We start from the raw sequence: 22752 nt of genomic DNA on the forward strand, positions 1-22752 counted from the left end.
CGCCCTCAACCGCCGGCCCCACCCCCCGCCAACGACCGTCGCGCCACCAGGGCCGCGTTGAGCCGGTGCAGATCGCCGGTGTGGCTCGGTGACAGGCCGGTCAGGCCGGCCACCCGGCGGATGCGGTAGTCGACCGTGTTCGGGTGCAGGTGCAGCAGCGCGGCGGTGGCCCGGCGGTTCAGGCCGTGGGTCAGATAGGTCTCCAGCGTGAGCAGCAGCTCGGGCCTGCGGTCCAGCGGGGCCAGCAGGTCGGCCAGGCCGGCCAACGCGGCGCTGGGGCGGCTGAGTTGATAGTCGAGCAACACGTCGGCGAGCAGGTACAGGCCGGGACCGCGCCCGCTGCTGCGGACCAGCCGGACCACCTCGGCGTTCCGGGTGACCGCCTCCGGGATGCCCGCCGGCTCGGCGATCGCCGCCGCCCCGGTGATCGCGGTGCCGGCGGAGCACGCGGCCCGGTCGATCAGGGCGCGTACCTCCGGCCAGGGCGGCGCGACGTCGACCGGAAGCAGCGCGGTGCCGCCGGCGGCGTCCAGGGCGGTCAACGCGGGTTCGCCGGTGAACCGGTCGAGGGCCTGGCGGATCCGGCGGAGTTTGCGGCGCGCGGCGATGCCCGCCCGGGAGCCGGGCCGGGCCTCGTCCGGGTGTGCGGCCAGGGCGAGGGTCAGCACGACGTATCGGGCCGCCGGCCGGACCCCCGTCCGCCCGGCGACCGCCTCCGGTGACTCGCCCGCGAGCAGGGCCGCGAGCAGCGCGTGCCGACCGGTCTGCTCCTGCCCGTCCAGGAGTTGGCGGGCTTCGAGGTAGGCCGCGCTGACCGCGGCGATCAGTTCGCGCTGCAATCGCAGCAGATCCGCGAACAGCTCCAGAACGGCCGGGAGTTCCTCGGGTCGGGCCTGTTCCGTGCTCTCGCTCCAGCACATCTCGACGCCGATTTGATACGCCGTCAGGATGGCGTCCAGCGGTACGCCCTCCTCCGCGCGCTGGGCCGCCGAGGCGCGTTGCGGTGCGAGGTCCGCGTCGCCGACCGCGAGCCGCCGCTCGACCACGTCGGCGAACAGGCGCAGCGTGTGCTGGACGATCTCGGCGATGTCGCCGGCCAGCTCCTCGTCCGGCAGTTCCGCGTACACGGGCAGCTCGGTCGGCAGCCGGCTCAGCACCCTTCGGGTCAACCCCGGTGCCCCGGCCCGTAGTTGGGCGGCCACGGACCGGCCGCCGATGCGCAGCGGGTCGGCCCGCGCTGTGGGCACCCGGGCACGCGTCGAGTTGTCACGTGTCACAGCGACCTCCCGGAAAGTCTGTGTTACTCACCAGTTAAGCCACAGTGTCCGAGTCTGCATGATGACGCGTGGGACATTCCACGACCGGCGGGAGTCGTCATGAACTCTGCGGTGCACATGGGGAGTCGGCTACAAGGCAGGCGGTTGCGAGCCACTCGGCGACAAGGCGGTCGGCGCCGAGGCGCTCGCCTGCGCGGGTTCGCGCGCGCGGCCGCGGCCGCGATCGCGGCGGGTGCCCTGGCCCTGGCCGGGACGGTCGCCGGGTCCGCGCCCGCCGGCGCCGCGAACCGCCAGGTCTACGTCGCGCTGGGCGACTCGATGGCCTCGGGACCGCTGATCCCGGACATCACCGGGCCGCTCGCGTGCGGCCGGTCCACCAACAACTACGCGCACGTGCTCGCCGCCCGGCTCTCGGTCGCCGAGTTCCGCGACGTGACCTGTAGCGGTGCGGACAGCTCCGACATGACCTCGCCCCAGGACCTGTCCCTGGCCGGCGTCGACATGGGCCAGGCGCCACCGCAGTTCGACGCGCTGAGCGCGGACACCACCCTCGTCACCCTCACCATCGGCGGCAACGACGTGGGCCTGGTCGGGATCGCCCAGGACTGCGCCACGCTCAACCCGTTCGCGACGCCGTGCAAGAACACCTGGACGGCCGGCGGCGTGGATCGCATCGCGCAGCGGATCGACGCGTTCGCCCCGAGGCTCGCCACCGTGCTGGCCGGCATCCACGCCCGCGCGCCGCTGGCCCGCGTCGTGGTCACCGGCTACGGCCTGTACATCAAGCCCGGCGGCTGCTGGCCCTACCAGCCGGTGCTCGGCGTGGACGCCGACTACCTGCAAAGCAGCGTCCACCGGTTGAACACGACGATCGCCGCCCAGGCCGCCGCGCACGGCGCCGACTACGTGGACGTCGAGACCCCGAGCGTGGGCCACGACGCGTGCCAAGCGCCGTCGGCCAAGTGGGTCGAGGGATACGTACCGACCGACCTCGCCGCCCCGCTGCACCCGAACCGGCGCGGCGAGGCGAACTACGGCCGGCTCATCGGCGATCGCGTCCTGGCCGGCTGACCGGCACCGCGCCCGAAACGCGCCGGGCGGGCCGGCGACGACCCGCCCGGCGCCACGGCCGACCGCACGGAGATGCCGACTCCGCGCCGAGGTCGACCCCGCTCACTCGTGGCTGTGGTCCCCCGACTGCGCCAACGACCGCTCCACGCCCGCCTCCAGCTCCTTGCGGGCCGTCTCGTCCGTCGCCCCCGACCGCTCGAACGCGACGATCGCCCCGCGCCACAGCTGTGCCGCCTCGCGATAGGCGAAGTGGATCTCCGCGTCCAGCGCGGCGAGTCGCGCGTAGTGCGCGGCCTTCGCCGCCGTCGCCCGCGAGGCCGAGGCCAGGTAGTGGTGGGCCAGCGCGGAGACGTCGCGCGGGCGGACCGCCTCGATCGCCTCGGCCGTGCGCGCGTGCATCCTGGCCCGGCGCAGCTGGGACAGGTCCTCGTACAGCGTGTCCCGCACGAGCGCGTGCGTGAACCGCAGTTGGCCCGCGTCCGGTTCGACCAGCAACCCGGTCAGCAGCGCCGACTCGACCGCGTCCAGGACCGTGTCCTCGTCGGTGCCGCCCTGGGCCAACAGCACGTCGACGTCGATGTCGCGACCGAGCACGCACGCCTGCTTGAGCACCTCCTGCGCGGCCGTCGGCAGTCCCGCGACGTGCCGGCGGATGACGTCCCGCACGCCGACCGGGACCTCGGACACCGCCGCGTGCGCGCCCTCCGCGGCGAGCACGCGGGCGGTCTCCAGGACGTAGAACGGATTGCCGGCCGTCCGGTCCACAATCGCCCGGACCGTGTCCTCGTCGATCGCGGCCGACACCGCGCCGCGCACCAGGTCCGCGACCGCCTCCGGTTGCAGGCCGGTGAGTTCGATCCGCTCCGGGCCGCAACGGGCCAGCCGGGCGAGGGCGTCCGCGAGCAGGTCGCCGACCTCGTTGTGCCGGTACGTGACCACGAGCAGCCCACGCCCGGCGGCGTCGCGGTCGGTCGCGAGGTGGCACAGCAGCGCCAAGGTCTCCTCGTCCGCGCGGTGCACGTCGTCCAACACCAGCAGCCACGGCGTCTCGGCGGTGGCCCGGGCGAGGTAGTCCACCACCGCCTGATGCAGCATCAGCTTGGCCGCGGCCTGGTCGCCGACCGGGACGTACGAGTCGGCCAGGAGCGGCGCGAGCACGCGCGCGGTCTCCTCGTCCGGCGGGCTGACCGCCGCGAGCGTGCGCAACATCTGGGTCCACGGCCAGCCCGCGGGCGCGCCGCCGGATTCGGGGCAGCGTCCCCACGCGGCCCGCCATCCCTCGGCGGCCAGCAACTCCCGTACGTGCTCGGTCAACGCGGTCTTGCCCTCGCCCGGGTCGCCGCTCACGAGCGCGACCGCGAGCCGCCCGTCGGTCCGGTTCGCGGCGGCCATCAGGGTCGCGGTCTCGTCGGCCCGGCCGATCAACGTGGTCGTGCGGGACACGAATACGTCCTCCGTCCCATCCTCGGAAGCCTCGGCCACACCTGGGGGTTCGGGGCGTTCGGCCGGTGCGGTCGGTACGCCGGCGGCCGGTGTCGCCGTCGTCACGGGGGCGGGCTCGGGTGCGTCCAACTCGGCCGCGTGCGCCAGGATGTCCGCCTCCAGGCGCTGTAGACGCCCGCCGGGCTCGACCCCCAACTCCTCGCGCAGCGCGGTGCGTACCCGGCGCAGCACCGCGAGCGCGTCGCCCTGGCGCGCACACCGGTACAGCGCGAGCGCGAGCAGCCGCCAGCTCTCCTCACGCAGCGGGTGCGCCGCCGCGTGCGCCTCCAGGCCCGGCACGATGCCGGACGCCTGCCCGATCGCCAGTCCGGCCTCGGCTCGACGTTCCACCGCGACCAAGCGCAGTTCCTCCAGTCGGGCGGCCTCGGGCCTGGCCCACGGCTCGTCGGCGAACTGCGCGTACGCGGGACCGCGCCACAGGTCGAGCGCCACGGTCAAATCACGCAGCGCGTCCTCGGCGGCGCCGGTCGCGAGCAGGCTGCCGGCCCGGTGGACGAGGGCCTCGAACCGCCACGCGTCGACCTCGTCCTTGCCGACCCGGAAGGCGTACCCGGGCGGCGCGGTCACCAGCACGGTCGAGGGCGTCCGCGGCGCGCGGTCGGGTTCGAGCGCGCGGCGAAGATGTGACACGAAGGTCTGTACGGAACCGAGCGCGCGGTGCGGCGACTCGCCGTGCCACAGGTCCTCGATCAATCGATCGACCGGTACGACGTGCCCACGAGCCAGGACGAGCCGAGCGAGAACGGCCCGATGACGCGGGCCGCGCAGGTCGGCCGGCCGGTCACCGTCCCACGCTTCGAGCGCTCCCAGAACACGAAACGTCAGCATGGATAAGAGACCTTACTGATGCGGCGCGAAGGGCCGACCGGCGGCCGGGCATGAAGTCATCCGCCTGTTGTCCCATGCCGCGTTGAACGCTCACTCGACGCGCGGTGAACGCCCTTGCCGCCCGCCTGTCACGCACTCGCGACGCACCACCGCGACGCCCGCGACGCCCCGCGCGTACACCTCGCCGGGGCGCCGCGTGTGCGGCGATCCGGGACCGCCGACCGGTCGTGGGCCGGCGGTTTCGGACCTCAACTCCCGGGCCGCGTAACGGGAGGCGCCGTACTCTGCGGACCGGCCGAGTTCGGCGAACCACCGGACGCCGCGCTCTGCGGGCTCCCCGACGGCGCGTTCCGCGGATCCCCGGTCTGCGCGCTCTGCTGCCCACCTGTCGCCGGCGCCGAGGCCGGCGGAGCCGAACCCGAGGGAAGCGTCATCGGCGGCGTGCTCGGCACCGTCGCACCCGCGGACGGCGGGGCCGTCTGCTGCCCCGGCTGGATCGGGATCGCGATGGTGAACGGGGCTGCCCCCTCCTCGACCCGGCATTCGGAGCCGTTGGCGTTCCGGATCACTCGGGGCTGCGGGAAGGGCAGGGTCTCCCGGTTCGGCATCCGGAACTGCTCCTGCGGGTTGTCCTGCCCGGACGAGCCGTACTGCCCCAGTGTGCTGTTCATGCACGAGTGATCGAGATCGGTGTTGAGCAGCCCGAGTTGCCGGCCGTTCTGGTCGAAGAGCAGCACGCCTTGGAGCGGCCGGCCCTGCGCGTCGAACGGGTAGATATTCGCCAACGGCCCGCCGTTCGCGGTGCCGAGCAGGTGCTCGCCATTCCGGCTGTAGTTCGGCCCTTGGGGGCCGGTGTAACTCCCGCCCACATACTCCGTTTCCGTGGTCTTGAGCTGCCCCGACGCGATCACACCGATCGCGATCCCGGCCACGAGCGCGTTGATCGGCACCGCGGCCCAGACCAACCGGCGATCCCGCGCCGAGCGCGGCGCCAGCCACAGCGAGGCGACCAGCGCCGCCGCGCCGGCGCCGACACCCCACCACGCGTCGTCCGCCAGGGCTCCGACGGCCACGCCCACGACCACCGCGCGGGCGACCCACCACGCGCTTTGCAGTCCGATGACGAACCGCACCTGCGCGGCCCATCGACCCGTCCGCACGGACTCCCCGAGCGCCTGCGCGCGCCGGGTGATCGACAGCGCGGCGACCTCCGGTACCCCCGGGTCGCGGCCGCGCAGCCACAGCGCGTTGATCAGTTCCACGGCGAGCGCGACGAAGCACGGGAGCACCCACCAGTCGGCGGCGCGCCCGATCCCCAAGCCCCCGACGAGGGCCGTCACGGTCGCCAACACCAGTCCACCGAGCACGATTTCGGGCATCCCGAAGCGCGCCGCACCGCCCGATCCACCCGGCCGCAGCGGCGGGTAGCCGGCCGCCGCGCGCAGCTCGGCCGCGTACTCGTTCGGCGTGCCCAGGCGGGCGCGGAGCGACTCGGAGGTGACCGCGTCGTCGAGTTCGGCGAGCACCTCGCTCAGGTTCACCTCGACGTCGTCGAGGATCTCCTCGGCCTCGCCCGGCGGCAGATCGGCCAGTACGCGGGCCACCTCGAGGCGGTAGTCCTCCGCGACGGGGTGCAGTGCGGTGTCCTTCATCGGGTCTCCCCCACCAGTTCCGACATCGTCCGGGCGAACGAGTTCCACGTGTCGGTGGACTCCCGGAACCGCAGTCGGCCGGGCTCGTTCAGCGCGTAGTACTTACGGTTCGGGCCCTCGTCGCTGGCCACCACGTAGGACGTGAGCAGACCGGCGTTGTACAACCGCCGCAACGTCCCGTAGACCGACGCGTCGCCGACGTCGTCGAGACCGGCCTTGCGCAGCCTGCGCAGTACGTCGTAGCCATAGCCGTCCTCTTCACGCAGAACGGCGAGCACCGCGAGGTCCAGCACTCCCTTGAGCAACTGACTCGGATCCATGACGCCTCCAGCTCTTATGCGTTGGACAGTACCACGCAATGCGCAGTAGTGGTCGGCATGGAATCCCGACCCCATCTCCCCTCGTCCGCACAACAGATCGAACCGGGTCCGCGTTTGTAATGGCAGAGGCTTCCGAACAAGGAGACGAGCAGGATGCGGTTCGAGGACTTTGCCGCGGCCAGACTGCCGGCCTTGCTGCGCTATGCCGCACTGCTGTGCGGAGACCGGGAGTTGGCCCGAGACCTGGTCCAGGAAGCACTGACGAAGGCGCTCGTGCGCTGGAAACGGATCAGCGCGCTGGATCGACCGGAGGCGTACGTACGCACGATGGTCACCAACGAATTCCTGTCCCTGCGGCGGCGCAAGGCGGTACGGACGGTCGCCTTGACCTACGACACGACGGACGGCCCCGACGCCCCCACCGTGCCGGACCACGCCGCCGCCTTCGGGGCCGGCGAGGACCTGTGGCGACGCCTGATCGGCCTCCCTCGCCAACAGCGCGCCGTCCTGGTCCTGCGCTACTACGAGGGTCTCACCGACGACGAGATCGCCGAGACCCTCAAGTGCCGGCCGGGCACCGTGCGCGGATACGCCTCACGAGCCCTCGCGACGTTGCGCGTGGAAATGACCCGAGTCCCCTCATTCGCACAGGGAGAGACAGCGTGAACGACATCCGAGACCTCGAAGAGGCGCTCACCCGCCATGAGTTCCTCGCACCACCCCCGGACGGCCTGATCGAGGGCGCGTACAGGGGTGCCCGGCGGGTGCGTCGACGCCGCCTGGCCGCCGCCGGACTGGGCGTCGCCGCCGTCGTCGCCGCCGGCTCGATCACACCCGGGATGGTCTCCGACCCCGGCGACAGCGGGCCGGATCGGGTGGCCGGGCCGGCGACGAGCGGGTCGTCGACGTTGCCGGCGGCACCGGCCGTCACCATCGGCCTGGCCGCGAACAGCGGACTGTTCGTGCTCAACCGCGGATTCGAGGGAGCGCGGACCTTCGCCACCATGCGATCCGAGACATCGGCGGCGGACTGGGGTGGCAGGGTCACCGTGCAGGCCGCAAGCACCGTGGACACCGCTCGCCTCCTGGCCGGCGAGCCGCTGACCGTCCGAGGGCACCCGGCGTACTATGTCGACCGCTTCCCGGTCGGCACGAGCCGGTTCCCCGCTTTCAGCACAGTCCCCGACGCACCCGAGGCATCGCCGCGCGAGGTGCTCGCTCCCGTCGTCGCCTGGCCGGACGCCGCAGGAAACTGGGTGATCGTCTCGGCTTCGCGGGACCGCGCCGGCCTCGAACGGTTGGCCGCGGCAGTCGAGATCACGCCCGGAGGCGTAGTGCGGACCCCGTATCGGCTCGGTGTCCGGCCCGCCGGGATCTCGCCGGTCGCCCACGAATCGAGCGACGTCACGGGCTCGAGGAACTCCCGGTTGATCCTCGGCGTCCCGGGTGATCCCGTACCGGATTCGGGCGTGCTTCCCACCGACGTCGACGCCGCGCTGACGATTCTTGTCGCGCCCCGCGACCTGTACCTCGACGATCACGCGGCCGCCCTCGGCGCCCCGACCCCGATCGCCGGACACGACACGAGGTACGTGACGACAAGTGGCAACGGCGTGACCGTGGCACCGAACGGCAGCCTGCTGCTCGCGAACGTCGGCTCGTGCTCCTACACCCTGAGCGTCGGCGACCGGAACAAGGTCACCTACGACGACCTCAAGCGCCTGATCGAGACCACCGACTTCAAGGACTGCGCGGAACCGGCCACCTGGGTCGGCCCACTTTCCTAGCCCGGTTGCTCGGCCGAACTCTCGGTACATTCAGGGAAGTTCGGCCGAGCCTCAGGGTCGGTCGGCCACCGCCACATACGCGTCCAGCTCGGCGATGTACGCGTCCTTCACGTCCTCCGGCAACCACGCGATGGTGAACGCGTTGTGCTCGAAGCGCGCCACCTCGGCGCGCGTCAGACCCAGGTCGGCCTGCGTGCGCTCCAGGTTCTCCAGCACGTACGCGTCCATGTAGGCCGGGTCGTCCGAGTTGATGGTGACCAGGATGCCCTCGTCCAGCATCCGCCGGATCTCCCGCCCCTTGATCCCGTCCACCACGAAGGAGTTCGAGACCGGACACACCGTCAGGCCGAGCCCGCGCTCCTTGATCGCCGCGACCAGCCTCGGGTCCTCCAGCGCGTTCGAGCCGTGGTCGATCCGGTCCACGCCGATGTCCTCGATCGCCTGGCGGATGTGCTCGGCGCTGTTCTCCTGGTCGACGTCGCAGTGCATCGTCAGCCGGTACCCCTCGGCCCGCGCCCGCGCGTACACCGCGGCGAATTTGGCCGGCGGGTTGCCGCGCTCGTCCGAGTCGAGGCCGACCCCGACGATCCACTCGCGGTACGCGAGCGACTGCACGAGCGTGGCCATCGCGTACTCGGCCTGGAAGTCGCGCAGGAAGCACATGATCAGCTGCGCGCGGATCCCGAACCGCCGCCGCGCGTCCGTGATCGCCCGGGTGAGCCCGCGCACGACCACGTCGAACGGGACGCCGCGACCGGTGTGCGCCTGCGGGTCGAAGAACATCTCCACGTAACGCACGTTCTGCGCCGCGGCCTTGGCCAGGTACGCCATGGCCACGTCGTAGAAGTCCGGCTCGTGCACAAGCACACGCATGCCCTCGTAATACACAGTTAGGAAGGACGCGAGGCTGTCGAATCGGTAGGAGGCGCGCATCTCCTCGACCGAGGAGTACGGCAGTTCGATCCCGTTGCGTTCGGCCAGCGCGAACTTCAGCTCGGGCTCCAGAGTGCCCTCGATGTGCAGGTGCAACTCGCACTTGGGCAGTCCGGCGATGAACTCACGCATGTCACGCATAGAGAGAGTCTCCTCGTTCGAAGAGGGCATGCCTTCCGAACAAGCCTCAACCGTAATGTGCCGAGCACAGGTCACGTGCGCATCCCACGGCTTCCGATTCCATCAAGCGGCCGTCGCCTGACTACACCCAGCCACTCACCCACGGACGAGTCCCGGTCACATATCGCAGCAAGGATGCAATCCATATGACCTCTCAGCCCGAGCGCTGGCGGAAGTCCACCTACTCCGGTCATGAGGGTGACTGTGTGGAAGTCGGCCGGCACACCGAAAAAACCGCCGTCCGCGACACCAAGGCCCGTGCCCTCGGCCGACTCGCGATCGGGACCGCCCCTTGGGCCACCTTCCTGAGCCACCTCAAGCACGGCTGAAAGCCCACATCGGGACGACAACGCCGTCAGTCATCCCGTCGACCGCCTAGGCGCGGCCGACGGGATCGGGGTCCAACCGAATCGCTCGAAGGGCCGGATCCGCTACGCCGCGGGGGCGATCCGGACCATGCCGTTGATGATCCGGTCCATCGCGTCGCCGCCGCGCGGGTCGGTCAGGTTCGCGAGCATCTTGAGCACGAACTTCATCAGCATCGGGTGCGGCAGGCCGTGCTTGGTCGCGAAGTTCATCACGCGCGGGTCGCCGATCAGCTTCACGAACACGCGGCCGAGCGTGTAGTAGCCACCGTAGGTCTGCTTGAGGATCCTCGGGTAGTCGTGCAGCGCGCGCTCGCGGCCTTCGGGGGTCAGCCGCGCGACCGCCTGGGTGATCACCTGGGCCGCGATCTCGCCGGACTCCATCGCGTACGCGATGCCCTCGCCGTTGAACGGGTTGACCATGCCACCCGCGTCGCCGACGAGCAGCAGGCCCTTGGTGTAGTGCGGCTGGCGATTGAAGCCCATCGGGAGGGCGGCGCCGCGGATCGGGCCCTCCTGGTTCTCGTCGGTGTAGCCCCACTCCTCGGGCATCCCGGCGACCCAGCCCTTGAGCAGGTCGCGGTAGTCGATGTCCTTGAACGCCGACGAGGTGTTGAGCAGGCCCAGGCCCACGTTCGAGGTGCCGTCGCCCATGCCGAACACCCAGCCGTAGCCCGGGAGCAGCTTCTCCTGGCCGTCCCGGCGGTCCCACAGCTCCAGCCACGATTCGAGGTAGTCGTCGTCGCTGCGCGGGGACTTGAAGTAGGTCCGGACCGCGACGCCCATCGGGCGGTCCTCGCGGCGGTGCAGGCCCATCGCGAGGGACAGGCGGGTGGAGTTGCCGTCCGCGGCGACCACGATCGGCGCGCGGAAGACGGTCTCCTCCTTCGAGCCGTTCATCCGCACGTTGACGCCGACGATGCGGCCGGTGCGGTCGTCCAGGATCGGGCTCGTGACGTTCGCGCGCTCGTACAGCTTGGCGCCGGCGGACACCGCTTGGCGGGCCAGGATCTCGTCGAAGTCGGCGCGCTTGCGGACCAGGCCGTGCGAGGGGTAGGCCGCGAGGTCCGGCCAGTCCAGCTCCAGGCGCATGCCGCCGCCGAGGATGCGCAGGCCCTTGTTCGGCAGCCAGCCGGCCTCGACCGAGGTGTCCACGCCCATGTTGACGAGCTGCTTGGTCGCGCGCGGGGTGAGCCCGTCGCCGCAGACCTTCTCGCGCGGAAAGGCGGTCTTCTCCAGAAGAATCACGCTGACACCCGACTTGGCCAGGTGATACGCCGTGGTCGATCCGGCCGGACCGGCCCCGACCACGATGACGTCGGCCTCATGCGTCGAGTCGGCGCGCTTGGTGGTTGTGAGCGCTGCGTCGGTCACGGACGACTCCCCTGGAAGTCTCTGCGGCAGTACCGAAACCGGGACGGTTCCGGCCGGACAAGTCTATGAGGAGCCGGACGGGGCCCGGCGCGCGGTCACGCGCCGCGGCCCGTGCTCACGCGGACGGTCGGAAGCCGCGGTGCAAGGCGACGATGCCGCCGCTGAGGTTGCGCCACGCGGGCTGCGCCCACCCGGCCTCGCGCACGAGCGCGGCGAGCCCGGCCTGGTCGGGCCAGGTGCGGATCGACTCGGCCAGGTACACGTAGGCGTCCGGGTTGCTGCTGACCGCCGTCGCGACCGGCGGCAGCGCGCGCATCAGGTATTCGACGTACACCGTCTCGAACGGCCGCCAGGTCGGTCGGCTGAACTCGCACACCACGAGCCGGCCGCCCGGTCGCGTCACCCGCAGCATCTCGCGCAGCGCGGCCCCGGTGTCGCTGATGTTGCGCAGCCCGAACGAGATGGTCACCGCGTCGAACGTGGCGTCCTTGAACGGCAGCCGCGTCGCGTCGCCCGCGGTGAACGGCAGCTCGGGGTGCTTGCGCTTGCCCTCGCGCAGCATGCCGACCGAGAAGTCGCACGGCACGACCTCGGCGCCCGCGTCGCGAAACGGCAGCGACGACGTCCCGGTGCCCGCGGCCAGGTCGAGGACGCGCTCCCCGGGGCGGGCGTCCACGGCGCGGGCGACGGCCTTGCGCCACGAGCGGTCCTGGCCCATGGAGAGCACGGTGTTGGTCAGGTCGTAGCGCGCCGCGACCGCGTCGAACATCGACGCGACTTCACGCGGTTGCTTGTCGAGGGAGGCTCGGGTCACCCGGTCATCATCTCCCGTCCGGGCCGGCCGCCGTGCCCTGGGGCCGCACAACGCCCCATCCGGAGCAGGCGCGCCCGTGCGGCGACCCGCGCTCAACGGCGGTGCACGAGCCGCCCGCCGAGCACCGTGGCCAGGCACGAGCCGGTGCCGTGCGCGACCAGCGCCGCGTACGGATCGCCCTCGGTCGGCACGTCGAACACCGCGAGGTCCGCGAGGGCGCCGGCGCGCAGCGTGCCCGCCCCCGCGAGCCCGCCCATCGCCGCCGCGCCGCCCACCGTGACCGCCTCGACCAGGCGCCGGTCCAGGTCGTCCCCGAGGTAGCCCTGACGGATCGCCAGTTCCCGGGCCGCCGCCGCCTCTTCCCACATGTCCAGGGACGGCGACGAGGCGAGCGAGTCGCTCCCGAGCGCGATCGGCGAACCCTCGGCGAGGTAGTCCGCGATCGGCGGCTCGCCGGCCGCCAGGATCGCGTTGGAGCGCACGCACAGCGCGACCGCCGTGCCGCGTGCGCGCAGCAGCGCGCGATCGTCGGCGGCCAGGTGCACGCCGTGCGCGACGTGCACGTCCGGGCCGAGCCCGTCGAAGCCGTCCAGATACCCGGCCGGGCCGGCGCCGCTGCCGCCGTCCAGCAGTTCCAGGGCCATCCCGACGGCCCGGTTCAGGTCCGCGAACCGACCGGTGCCGCTGCGGATGAACTCGGCCTCGTGCGCGGTCTCCGCCAGGTGCGGATGCAGCCGCAGGCCGCGCTCGCGCGCGATCGCCACGCACTCCTTGAACACCGCCGTGCCGACCGTGAACGGGGTATGCGGCGACACGCCCAACTCCCGCCCGCCGCTCGCGCCCGAAAGCGTGCCCAGGAACTCCGCGCGCCGCCCGCCCGCCCACATCGCGTCGTCCGCGATCACCTCGACGTAGCTGATCCCGCGCAGCCCGGACCGGCCCACCGGGACGAGCACGCACGGATCGGTCACCACGTCGGCCGCCGCGGTCGTCCCCGACCGCAGCATGTGGTGCACCCCGCGCCGCGCGCTCTCCTGCCACATCACCTCGGAGAACGTCGGCCGCCGCGCGGTGAGCGCGCGAATCCACTCCGGGAACGCGAGCCCGGACAGCGCGAGATCGCCGAAGTCGGTGTACTGAAGATGCGCGTGCGCGTTCACCAGTCCCGGCGTGAGCACCCCGCGCCAGACCCGCTCCCGGGCCCCGGCCGACGTCAACGCGGCCCGCGGCCCCACCGCGACGATCCGATCGTCCTCGACCAGGACGCCGCCGTCGCGGATCGGCTCCGCATCGGTCATGGACAGGACGACGGGCGCGGAGTGCAGGGTCAGCGGCATGCACCCATCATCCCAAGCCGGGTTCAGCGCGCGTCGACGACCTTGAGTTCCTTGCGGGCGGTGCCGCCGGCGATCGCGGTCGAGGAGAAGTGCGAGATCACCTTGTCGTCGACCGGGTCGTTCGCCGGGTCGTCGTGCACGACCAGGTGGTGGTAGGTCGTGTCGCGCTGGGCGGGGATGCGGCCGGCCGCGCGGATCAGGTGCAGCAGCTCCATCCGGTTGGAGCGGTGCTTGGCGCCCGCGGAGGAGACGACGTTCTCCTCCAGCATGACCGAGCCCAGGTCGTCGGCGCCGTAGTGCAGCGTGAGCTGGCCGGCCTCCTTGCCCGTGGTCAGCCACGAGCCCTGGATGTGCGCGACGTTGTGCAGGAACAGCCGGGCGACCGCGATCAGGCGCAGGTACTCCAGGAGGGTGGCCTGGGTCTGCCCCTTCAGGTGGTTGTTCTCCGGCTGGTAGGTGTACGGGATGAAGGCGCGGAAGCCGCCCGTGCGGTCCTGCACGTCGCGGATCATCCGCAGGTGCTCGATCCGCTCGGCGTTGGTCTCGCCGGTGCCCATCAGCATCGTCGAGGTCGACTCGACGCCCAGGCCGTGCGCGGTCTCCATGATCTCCAGCCAGCGCTCGCCGGACTCCTTGAGCGGCGCGATCGCCTTGCGCGGTCGCTCCGGGAGCAGTTCGGCGCCCGCGCCCGCGAACGAGTCCAGACCCGCGGCGTGGATCCGGGCGATGGCCTCCTCGATGCCCACGCCGGAGACCTTGGCCATGTGCGCGATCTCGGACGCGCCGAGCGAGTGGATGACCAGCTGCGGGAACTCGGCCTTGATCGCCGCGAACGAGCGCTCGTAGTACTCGACACCGAAGTCGGGGTGGTGCCCGCCCTGGAACATGATCTGCGTGCCGCCGAGTTCGACCGTCTCCGCGCAACGGCGCAGGATGTCGTCGATCTCGCGGACCCAGCCCTTCTCGCTCTTGGGCGGCGCGTAGAAGGCGCAGAACTTGCACGCCGTGACGCACACGTTCGTGTAGTTGATGTTGCGTTCGATGATGTACGTCGCGATGTCGACGGTGTCCGCGTAGCGCTTGCGGCGCGCGGCGTCGGCCGCCCGGCCGAGCGCGTGCAGCGGCGCGTGGACGTACAGGGCGAGCGCTTCGTCGGGCGTGATCCGCCCACCGTCGGCGGCCCGGTCCAGGACCGACTGGAGATCGCTGATCACGGGGAAGCCTCCGAAGGGGACGGGAACGCCGGCACAAAAACCACAACGAGAACCACAACGAGCCTATCTGCCGCGATCACCGGTCAGTCCCGGCGGTCGAGCATGTGCACCCGCACGTCCGCCGGATATCCGGTGTCGTGCGCCGTGCGGCGGGCGAACTCGGCCATCCCGGCCAGTTGTCGTTCGCCGAGCGAGTAGTCGAGCGCCTCGGTGTAGTAGCGCTCCAGGGTGGCCGCGTCGAACGCCTCCCAGCGGGCCACGTGCTCGCACACCTTGTCCACTTCCTGCATGCACAGGTCGCGGGATTCGAGGAAGGCCCGGTGCACCTCGTAGACCTCGTTCGGGTGCGCGGCGAAGAAGTCGCGGCGCGCGGCCCACACGGCGAAGACGAACGGCAGGCCGGTCCAGTCCTTCCATTCCTGCGCCAGGTCGTAGACGTGCAGGCCCAGGCGCGGCGCGTCGTACAGCGTCGCGCGCAGCGCGACGTCGCCGATCACCACCGCGGCGTCGGCCTCCTGCATCATCAGGCCGAGATCGGGCGCCGAGTTGAAGAACTTCGGCTGTACGCCGAACTTCTCCTCGAGGAGCAGCCGCGCGAGCCGGACCCCGGTGCGGCTCTGCGAACCGAGCGCGACCCGCGCGCCGTCCAGTTGCTCCACCGGCACCTGGCTGATCAGCATGACGGACATCACCGGCCCGTCGGCACCCACCGCGATGTCCGGGAGCACGACGAGGTCGTCCGCGTGCCGCAGGAACTCGACCACGCTGATCGGAGCGATGTCGAGGTCGCCGCGCACGAGCGCGTCGTTGAGGTTGTCCGGGGTGTCCTTGCTCAGGTCCAGGTCCACCAACGAACCCGTGCGGGCCAGCCCCCAGTAGATGGGCAGGCAGTTGAGGTACTGGATATGGCCTACCCGGGGTCGCCGGCGGCCGTCCGGGGGCGCGTTGTCCACACTGTCCATCCACGCAGGCTATGCCTCTACACACGCATCCCCCGTACCGACCCGGGCAGGTGTCACCGAACAGGCACAAGACCCGTCGTGACGCAGTGGCAGCGACGTCCGGATGAGATTCTCATGGGCCGGGCCGATTCCACGGCGGCCCGACTACTACGACGGAGGAAAGCGCGATGCACTCGTCCCCGGGCTCGTATCCGGGCCAGGGTGGCGGCTACCCGCCCCCGCCCCCGCCTTACGCGTCAACGCCCGCCCCACCGCCCCCCTATCCCCCGGGCGGGCACCCCGGCGGGCGCGGCGTCCCGCCGCAGCGGCCCGCCGGGCCCGCCTACAGGGGACTGCGCGGCACGGTCGCGGGGATCAGCCTGGTCCTGGCGGTGCTGCTGTCGATACCCGCGCTGTCCGCGCTGTGGCTGCGGTGGGAGGTGGTCTCGTCCGAGGGCTTCACCGACAACGCCGTCGAGCTGATCGACGAGCCCGCGATCCGCAGCGAGGTCGCCCGGCTGATGACGGACGAGCTGATCAAGCAGATCCCGGCGAACGTCCGCGGCCAGGTGCCCCGCGACGTGGTGCGCAGCACCGTGGAAACGCAGATCGCACAGCCCGCGTTCAAGCCGATCTGGAAGGACGGCGTCTCGACCGCGCACGACGTGGTGAGCTCCTCCCTCCTGGGCAAGGACAGCAAGAACGTCACCACCGACGGCGACAAGGTCGTGGTGAACCTGAAGTCCCCGCTGGACGCGGTCGCACGCGAACTGAACAAGTCCGGGATCCGGATCTCGACCGCGGGCCTGCCGACGACCATCCCGATCGACCTCGCGGAGCTGCCGAACGCGTCCGAGGCCAAGCAGGGCCGGGAGGCGTTCCAGGCCATCGACGACGCCGGGACCTGGCTGCCGATCCTGACCCTCGCGCTCTTGGTGATCGGCCTCGCGGTGGCGGTGAACCGCTTCCGGGCACTGATCATGACCGGCGTCGGGCTGGTCCTCACCAGCGGCCTGCTGCTGTTGATGGTCTCGGCCCTGCGCGGTCCGGTGTCGGATGAGCTGGCCACCACGGAGACGCTGAACCGGGACGCGGTCGAGGCGGTCTACGGCGTGTTCACCGACTCGCTGACGACGATGTCGTGGTCGGTGTTCGCGGCCTCGATCGTCGGGGTCGTGGTGGGTGTGATCGGCCTGACCCTGCGGACCCGGCGGCGCTGACCCGCACCGCGTACGGGCGAGGGGGCGGGCCCGTCGGGCCCGCCCCCTCGCCCGTACGGCTCGCCGCTACTCCAGGTTGCGCGAGGACGTGTCGTCGTCCTCCTGGTCGATGTGGATGTCGTCCACGGAGATGTCGACCTCGACGACCTCGAGGCCGGTCATCCGCTCGATCGACTCGATCACGTGGTCGCGCACGGCCGCCGCGACCTCGGCGATCGGCGCGCCGTACTCGACGACCAGGCTCAGGTCGACGGCGCACTGCTTCTCGCCGACCTCGACGGTGACGCCGCGGGCGACGTCGGGACGGCCGCCCGGTACGGCCTTGCGCATCGCGGCGAAGGCCCGCGAGACACCGCTGCCGAGCGCGTACACCCCCGGGATCTCCCGGGCCGCCAGCCCGGCGACCTTGGCCACCACCCCGTCCGCGATCGAGGTACGCCCCCGATCCGTCGCGAGCGCCGTCACCTCTGTGAGGTGATGCGTGACCCCGGCCGGCTGCCGTTCCGATCGCTCGGGACGGGTGGTGCTCTTGTCTGCTGCGTGGGCGGGGGAGTCTGCCATGGCTGGAACCTCTGCTTTCGCCGCTTCGTGAGGGGTGGGGGATCCCCTCGCATGAGGTGTGACCCCTTCCCGGCCGGTTCCTCACGCAATCCGGGCGAATTAATCCGATCGGCCGCGAAAGTGAACTGGAACATGTTTCATTTCACTCCCCGCCAACCGTTCAGGAGGGTTGCTCCCGCGCGTGTCAACCGCTTGTGATGGGACCCGTACACCCCGTCCAAGGAGGAAACACTGTGGAGCGGTTCCAGGATCGGCGCATCATCGTCACCGGTGGCGGCTCGGGCATCGGACAGGCCACCGTGCTGCGGCTGCTGAGCGAGGCGGGCACGGTGCACGCGGCGGACGTCAATGCCGAGGGGCTGGAGAAGACCCGCGCGATGGCCGCGGAGAAGGGCTTCGAGGCGCGGCTGAGCACGAGCGTGCTGGACGTGTCGAACGAGGACGCGGTCGGCGCGGGGGTGGCCGAGATCGTCGAGCGCCTCGGCGGCCTGGACGTCCTGGTGAACGCGGCGGGGATCCTGCGCGCCGGGCACACCCACACGTTCCCGCTGGACACGTGGAATCAGGTCATCACGGTCAACCTGACCGGCACGTTCCTGATGACGCGGGCCGCGCTGCCGCCGCTCCTGGAGACCGGCAACGGCGTGATCATCAACTTCAGTTCGACCTCGGCGAGCTTCGCGCACCCCTACATGGCCGCCTACGCGGCCAGCAAGGGCGCGATCGACGCGTTCACGCACGCGATCGCGCTCGAGTACAGCCGCCAGGGGCTGCGCGCGGTCAACGTCGCGCCCGGCAGCATCTCCAGCGGCATCGTCGACGACACCCCGAACCAGGTTCCGGACGACGCCGACTGGGAGCTGTTCGGCAAGCTCATGCCGATCATCGGCGAGGGCATGGCCTCCCCGGACGTGATCGCGGGCATGATCGCCGCGCTCGCCTCCGACGACGGCAAGTTCGTCACCGGCACGTCGCTGCGGATCGACGGCGGGACGCACGCCTGACCGCGGATCCACCCGAACGACAAGCGGGCGCCGTACCAGGACCGGATGTCCCGTACGGCGCCCACCGGAGGTTCAACGGCGGCCGATTCAGCCGATGTTGGCGCAGTGGTTGCCGAACGCCGGGTTGACCAGGCCGACAATGTTGACGCTGTTGCCGCACAGGTTGACCGGGATGTGCACCGGGACCTGGATCTGGTTGCCCGAGAGGACGCCCGGGGAACCGGCGGCGACGCCGTCCGCCTCGGAGCTGGCGCTGGCGCCACCGATGCCCGCGGCGAGGATGCCACCGGCGGCAGCGGTGATGAAGGCCGCCTTCTTGACCGTGTTCATTCTTCCTCCATGTCACAGTGCCGCACGAACGGATGCGGCACGTGGGACAACGAAGGCCCCGGCGAAGGGCAACGCCCCAACATCGGGTTGGACCCCGATTCACCCCTACGTGGACCGTGGCTTGGGCTGTACGCCGGAGATCCGCGCCCGCGCGCGACGACGCCGCACATGACGATCTCGCGCATGACGACGCCGCACATGACGACCCCGCACATGACGATCGAGCCCCGTCCCGGAGCACGACGGCGCCCCGCGGAGCCAGGCTTCGCGGGGCGCGCGGGGAACACGGTCCGGTGGGGCGATCGGGGTCTGCGAGGGTCGTGCCCGAGGCGAGGGGCGCGCGAGCGACGGAACGTCAGGCGTCCTCGTCGTCCTCGTCGTCGCTCTCGGGCAGGTACTCGGCGCCCTCGGACTGCCAGCCGGCCTCGCTCAGTTCGGTCCCGGCGATGTCCTCGACGAGGCTGAACGGGTCGATCAGGTACGAGACCGACTCGGCCAGGTCCGTCTCGATCGCGGTGGTCGCGTCGGCACGGTCGCCGGGCGAGAGCTCCTCGTCCGCCTTGACGCTGTCCAGCGCGGCGGCACGCAGCGCGTCGGCGTCGGTGACCTCGAGCACGATTTCAAGGTTGAGCCGGATGTAGCGGGTGGTGGAGTCGGAGGAAGATTCGTTTGCCATGACCGGGAGCCTACGGGCCCGCGGCCGACGCCCGGCGCGCTGACGCGCCGCACGCTCAGCGGTGGCCGTACGTCACCGCGGTGATCATCAGCGCACCGAAGACGACGGAGAACCCGAGGATGTAGATGGCGATCCGGATCCACATGCCGGCGGCCCGGCTCTTCTCGCTTTCCATGGCGGCGAACTCCTCAACTGTGGGACGGAAGGCACGGTGAGAACGCGACCACCGCGGGCGCGGCGTGCACCATCAGGAACTCGACGGACAGGTAGGGGTCGGCCGACTCCATGCGGTGCGTGAGCCCGGAGTCGAAGTGCGCGACATCCCCGGGCGCGAGCAGGTGCGGGACGCCGTCCAGGTTCAACCGCAGCTGCCCGCTCAGGACGTACAGCCATTCCTCGCCGGGATGCACCCGCCCCGGACCGTCGGCCCGACCGGGCGGCACCCGCACCCGCAGGGCCTGCATGCCGCGATGCGGGCTGCCCGCGCGCCAGTAGGTCCAGCCGTGCGCCTCGACGGGTTCGGCGGCGCCGGAGCGGACGATCGGCTCGCTCGCGGCGATGTCCTCGCCGAGCAGCTCGGAGACGGTCGTGTTGTAGGCACGGGCCAGCGTCAGCAGCGCGGGCAGGGACGGCTGTCGGCGCTCGTGCTCGAGTCGGGACAGGTAGGCGACGGAAAGCTTGGTGAGCCGCGCGGCCTCTTCGAGCTTGAGTCCGTTCGCCCGACGGGCCGCGCGAAGGCGGTCACCGAGCCCGGTGGGTACCGGGCCGGACTCGTCCGTGTCGTAGCTTTGGGGAGCGGCCATGCTTCGAGGTTAGGCACGGATGACCAATGAGACAATTAACTTGCCTCTGAGGCAAATCAGGCGCAGCGCCCTGCCGCCACCGCGTTCGGCGGGACGTCGGCCTCCACCAGCACCACGCCGTCCTCGTAGCCACGCCGGACCACGAGCCCGGCCCGGTCGAACAGGGCGAGCATCCGCCGGTTCCACGGCAGTACATGTGCCCGCAGCCCGGTCAGGCCGCGCGCCGCGGCCTCGTCGACCAACGCGCACAGCAGCGCGGTGCCCAGCCCGTGCCCCTGCCACGCGTCCTCGACCAGCAGCGCGAGCTCGCCGACCCGCTCGTCCGCCGGGTGGAACAGCGTGGCCAGCGCGCCGATCGAACCGTCGGGCGCCACCGCGACCAGGCTCACGCCGTCCCGCGGCACGAGCAGTCGGGCGAGCGCGCTCTCCGGCAATCGCGGCGCCGAGGTGAAGTAGCGCAATCGGCGGGTCTCGGGGGTGCAGCGCTCGTGCATCGCGCGCACCTCGGCGGCGTCCTCGGCGCGCGCCGGCCGGACCCGCACGTGCGACGGCCACCCATCCGCGCCGGCGTCGCTCACCATGGTGAGGCGCGCCCGAGCCCGCATCCGTGCAGCCGTCATGTCGCTACCGCCTTTCGCCACCGGGGCGGCCCCTCGCGGTCCGTCCCCGCCGAACCCCCACGGTGTCGAGGCGGTGTTACGCATCGACTACGTGAGCGTGTCCGGCGCGGACCGATCCGGTTACGGGCCTCCCCGATGGCGAAACGCGCGTAGCTGCCGGCGTGAGCTAGCCGGCGAGGTGTCCGAGCAGGTCCTGTCGGGTCACCACGCCCTGCGGCTTGCCGTGCACGAGCACGAGCGCCGCGTCGGCCTGTTCGAGCACCCGCGCGAGCCGCGCGATCGGCTCGCCCGAGCCGATCACCGGCATCGGCGCCGACATGAACTTCTCCAGCGGGTCGCCCGCGGCCGCGCGCCCGGAAACGAGCGCGTCGAGCAGGTCGCGCTCGGCGATCGCGCCGACCACCTCGGCGGCCATCACGTCCGGGTGCCCGGCACCGGGCTTGACCACGGGCATCTGGCTGACCCCGAACTCGCGCAGGATCGCGATCGAGTCGCCGACGCTCTCCTCCGGATGCACGTGCACCAGGGCCGGCAGGTCGCCCTGCTTGCGAGCGAGGATGTCGCCGACGGTGGCCTCGTTCGGGTCCGCGTCCAGGAAGCCGTAGTCGGCCATCCACTCGTCGTTGAAGATCTTGCTGAGGTAGCCGCGCCCGGAGTCGGGCAGCAGCACCACGACCACGTCGTCCGGCCCGAGCCGCTCGGCCGCGCGCAGTGCCGCGACCACGGCCATCCCGCAGGAGCCGCCCACGAGCAGGCCCTCCTCGCGGGCGAGCCGACGGGTCATCAGGAACGAGTCGCGGTCGGACACCGCGATGATCTCGTCCGGCACCGCGCTGTCGTACGCGGTCGGCCAGAAGTCCTCACCGACGCCCTCGACCAGGTAGGGCCGGCCGCTGCCGCCGGAGTACACCGAGCCCTCGGGGTCGGCGCCGACCACGCGCACGCCGCCGTTCGACACCTCCTTGAGGAAGCGCCCGGTCCCGCTGATCGTGCCGCCGGTGCCGACGCCGGCCACGAAGCACGTGATCCGCCCGTCGGTCTGCTCCCACAGCTCGGGGCCGGTGGAGAGGTAGTGCGACTCGGGGTTCTGCGGGTTGGAGTACTGGTCGGGCTTCCACGCGCCGGGCGTCTCGCGAACGAGCCGGTCCGAGACGTTGTAGTACGAGTCGGGGTGCTCGGGGTCGACCGCGGTCGGGCAGACCACGACCTCCGCCCCGTAGGCCCGCATGACATTGATCTTGTCCATGCTGACCTTGTCCGGGCACACGAACACGCACTTGTATCCGCGCCGCTGCGCGACCATCGCGAGCCCGACTCCGGTGTTGCCGGAGGTCGGTTCGACGATCGTGCCGCCGGGCCGCAACGCGCCCGACTCTTCGGCCGCGTCGATCATCCGCACGGCGATTCGGTCTTTTACCGACCCGCCGGGGTTGAAGTACTCGACCTTCGCCAGCACCGTCGCCGTCAACCCCGCGGTAACGGAGTTCAGCTTGACGAGGGGGGTGTCCCCGATCAGGTCGAGCATGGATTCGTGGTACCGCACGGAACCTCCGCCATAGGTGCGCATCAGCCGGGGCCGGATGGCCCAAAATCCTCGAAATGCACTAGCTTCACCCAACCTTAGTCCGCCCCCACCCCCACCCCGCCCAACACAATCCACCCCACCCGGCCCACTCCAGCCCGACCGGCCCTTGAGGCCACCCCAAGCAACCCACCCAAGCCAACCCAGCCCGGCCGGCGCTTGAGGCCATCCCAACCTGACCAACGCCCAACCCCAAGCAGCCCACCGAAGCCACCCCAGCCCGGCCGGCGCTTGAGGCCACCCCAACCTGACCAACGCCCAAGCCGAGCAACCCGCCCAACCCACTCCAGCCCGGCCGGCGCTTGAGGCCACCCCAGCCCAACCAACGCCCAACCCCAAGCAGCCCGCCCAAGCCACCCC

At 71.4% G+C, this 22752-nt stretch carries 22 protein-coding genes; 6 read left to right on the plus strand and 16 right to left on the minus strand.

The features are described 5' to 3' along the window. Positions 1-5: 5 nt before the first annotated feature. Entirely contained in the window at positions 6-1277 is a 1272-nt protein-coding gene (locus OG928_RS14260) for a helix-turn-helix domain-containing protein (protein WP_406283636.1), read from the minus strand. A gap of 99 nt (positions 1278-1376) precedes the next feature. Here OG928_RS14260 and OG928_RS14265 point away from each other — a divergent pair, with 99 nt between their 5' ends. Beyond that, entirely contained in the window at positions 1377-2348 is a 972-nt protein-coding gene (locus OG928_RS14265) for an SGNH/GDSL hydrolase family protein (RefSeq protein ID WP_406283638.1), read from the plus strand. 102 nt (positions 2349-2450) lie between these two features. Here OG928_RS14265 and OG928_RS14270 read toward each other — a convergent pair whose 3' ends face one another. From OG928_RS14270 to OG928_RS14280, 3 genes are all read right to left on the minus strand, one after another. Beyond that, a complete protein-coding gene (locus OG928_RS14270; protein ID WP_406283640.1) occupies positions 2451-4679 on the minus strand; it encodes a BTAD domain-containing putative transcriptional regulator in 2229 nt (742 codons plus the stop codon). Between the two features lie 248 nt (positions 4680-4927). Further along, positions 4928-6331, minus strand: coding sequence for an HAAS signaling domain-containing protein (locus OG928_RS14275; protein WP_406283641.1), 1404 nt, complete (start codon positions 6329-6331; stop codon positions 4928-4930). After that, positions 6328-6651 carry a PadR family transcriptional regulator gene (locus OG928_RS14280; RefSeq protein WP_161357719.1) on the minus strand — a complete coding sequence of 108 codons (324 nt, stop codon included), beginning with the start codon at positions 6649-6651 and terminating at the stop codon, positions 6328-6330. The genes OG928_RS14275 and OG928_RS14280 overlap by 4 nt, the downstream gene beginning before the upstream one ends. Before the next feature lie 153 nt (positions 6652-6804). On the opposite strand from OG928_RS14280, the gene OG928_RS14285 reads away from it, so the two are divergent. Together OG928_RS14285 and OG928_RS14290 are read left to right on the plus strand one after the other, a co-directional pair. Continuing rightward, entirely contained in the window at positions 6805-7317 is a 513-nt protein-coding gene (locus OG928_RS14285) for a SigE family RNA polymerase sigma factor (protein WP_406283642.1), read from the plus strand. Next, positions 7314-8438 carry a hypothetical protein gene (locus tag OG928_RS14290; RefSeq protein ID WP_406283644.1) on the plus strand — a complete coding sequence of 375 codons (1125 nt, stop codon included), beginning with the start codon at positions 7314-7316 and terminating at the stop codon, positions 8436-8438. Before OG928_RS14285 ends, OG928_RS14290 begins: the two co-directional genes overlap by 4 nt. Positions 8439-8489: 51 nt before the next feature. Here OG928_RS14290 and OG928_RS14295 read toward each other — a convergent pair whose 3' ends face one another. Then, entirely contained in the window at positions 8490-9512 is a 1023-nt protein-coding gene (locus tag OG928_RS14295) for an adenosine deaminase (RefSeq protein WP_406283645.1), read from the minus strand. A 185-nt stretch (positions 9513-9697) separates the two neighbouring features. Between OG928_RS14295 and OG928_RS14300 the strand changes: the two genes are divergently transcribed. Then, positions 9698-9880 (plus strand): DUF397 domain-containing protein, encoded by a 183-nt coding sequence (locus OG928_RS14300; protein WP_406283646.1) that lies wholly within the window; start codon positions 9698-9700, stop codon positions 9878-9880. A gap of 102 nt (positions 9881-9982) precedes the next feature. Here the strand turns inward: OG928_RS14300 and OG928_RS14305 are convergent, their stop codons facing one another. From OG928_RS14305 to OG928_RS14325, 5 genes are all read right to left on the minus strand, one after another. Continuing rightward, positions 9983-11290 carry a geranylgeranyl reductase family protein gene (locus OG928_RS14305; RefSeq protein WP_406283648.1) on the minus strand — a complete coding sequence of 436 codons (1308 nt, stop codon included), beginning with the start codon at positions 11288-11290 and terminating at the stop codon, positions 9983-9985. Positions 11291-11405: 115 nt separating this feature from the next. Further along, positions 11406-12104 carry a demethylmenaquinone methyltransferase gene (locus OG928_RS14310; protein WP_406283650.1) on the minus strand — a complete coding sequence of 233 codons (699 nt, stop codon included), beginning with the start codon at positions 12102-12104 and terminating at the stop codon, positions 11406-11408. A 92-nt stretch (positions 12105-12196) separates the two neighbouring features. After that, positions 12197-13441, minus strand: coding sequence for an amidohydrolase family protein (locus OG928_RS14315; RefSeq protein WP_406283652.1), 1245 nt, complete (start codon positions 13439-13441; stop codon positions 12197-12199). A gap of 23 nt (positions 13442-13464) precedes the next feature. Further along, complete coding sequence (gene mqnC / locus OG928_RS14320) at positions 13465-14655, minus strand: cyclic dehypoxanthinyl futalosine synthase (protein ID WP_406283654.1); 1191 nt, start codon at positions 14653-14655, stop codon at positions 13465-13467. 83 nt (positions 14656-14738) lie between these two features. Beyond that, the gene (locus tag OG928_RS14325) at positions 14739-15617 is read right to left on the minus strand and encodes a menaquinone biosynthetic enzyme MqnA/MqnD family protein (protein ID WP_406283656.1); all 879 of its coding nucleotides are present in this window, start codon (positions 15615-15617) and stop codon (positions 14739-14741) included. A gap of 167 nt (positions 15618-15784) precedes the next feature. Here OG928_RS14325 and OG928_RS14330 point away from each other — a divergent pair, with 167 nt between their 5' ends. Continuing rightward, complete coding sequence (locus OG928_RS14330; RefSeq protein WP_406283658.1) at positions 15785-16816, plus strand: hypothetical protein; 1032 nt, start codon at positions 15785-15787, stop codon at positions 16814-16816. Positions 16817-16882: 66 nt separating this feature from the next. Here OG928_RS14330 and OG928_RS14335 read toward each other — a convergent pair whose 3' ends face one another. Further along, positions 16883-17377, minus strand: coding sequence for an Asp23/Gls24 family envelope stress response protein (locus OG928_RS14335; protein WP_406283660.1), 495 nt, complete (start codon positions 17375-17377; stop codon positions 16883-16885). A 233-nt stretch (positions 17378-17610) separates the two neighbouring features. Between OG928_RS14335 and OG928_RS14340 the strand changes: the two genes are divergently transcribed. After that, entirely contained in the window at positions 17611-18381 is a 771-nt protein-coding gene (locus OG928_RS14340; RefSeq protein WP_406283662.1) for an SDR family NAD(P)-dependent oxidoreductase, read from the plus strand. Positions 18382-18468: 87 nt separating this feature from the next. On the opposite strand, the gene OG928_RS14345 is transcribed toward OG928_RS14340, so the two are convergent. The 5 genes from OG928_RS14345 to OG928_RS14365 all read right to left on the minus strand — a co-directional run bounded on the left by OG928_RS14345 (position 18469) and on the right by OG928_RS14365 (position 22353). Further along, a complete protein-coding gene (locus tag OG928_RS14345) occupies positions 18469-18711 on the minus strand; it encodes a chaplin (RefSeq protein WP_406283664.1) in 243 nt (80 codons plus the stop codon). A 355-nt stretch (positions 18712-19066) separates the two neighbouring features. Then, entirely contained in the window at positions 19067-19387 is a 321-nt protein-coding gene (locus OG928_RS14350; RefSeq protein ID WP_406283665.1) for a hypothetical protein, read from the minus strand. 188 nt (positions 19388-19575) lie between these two features. After that, positions 19576-20190, minus strand: coding sequence for a helix-turn-helix domain-containing protein (locus OG928_RS14355; RefSeq protein WP_406283667.1), 615 nt, complete (start codon positions 20188-20190; stop codon positions 19576-19578). Positions 20191-20246: 56 nt separating this feature from the next. Beyond that, complete coding sequence (locus OG928_RS14360) at positions 20247-20810, minus strand: GNAT family N-acetyltransferase (protein ID WP_406283669.1); 564 nt, start codon at positions 20808-20810, stop codon at positions 20247-20249. A gap of 166 nt (positions 20811-20976) precedes the next feature. Then, positions 20977-22353, minus strand: coding sequence for a cystathionine beta-synthase (locus OG928_RS14365; RefSeq protein ID WP_406283670.1), 1377 nt, complete (start codon positions 22351-22353; stop codon positions 20977-20979). Between the last annotated feature and the right edge of the window lie 399 nt (positions 22354-22752).

Origin of the sequence: Embleya sp. NBC_00896, assembly GCF_045207785.1 — a bacterium.
GTDB lineage: Bacteria > Actinomycetota > Actinomycetes > Streptomycetales > Streptomycetaceae > Embleya.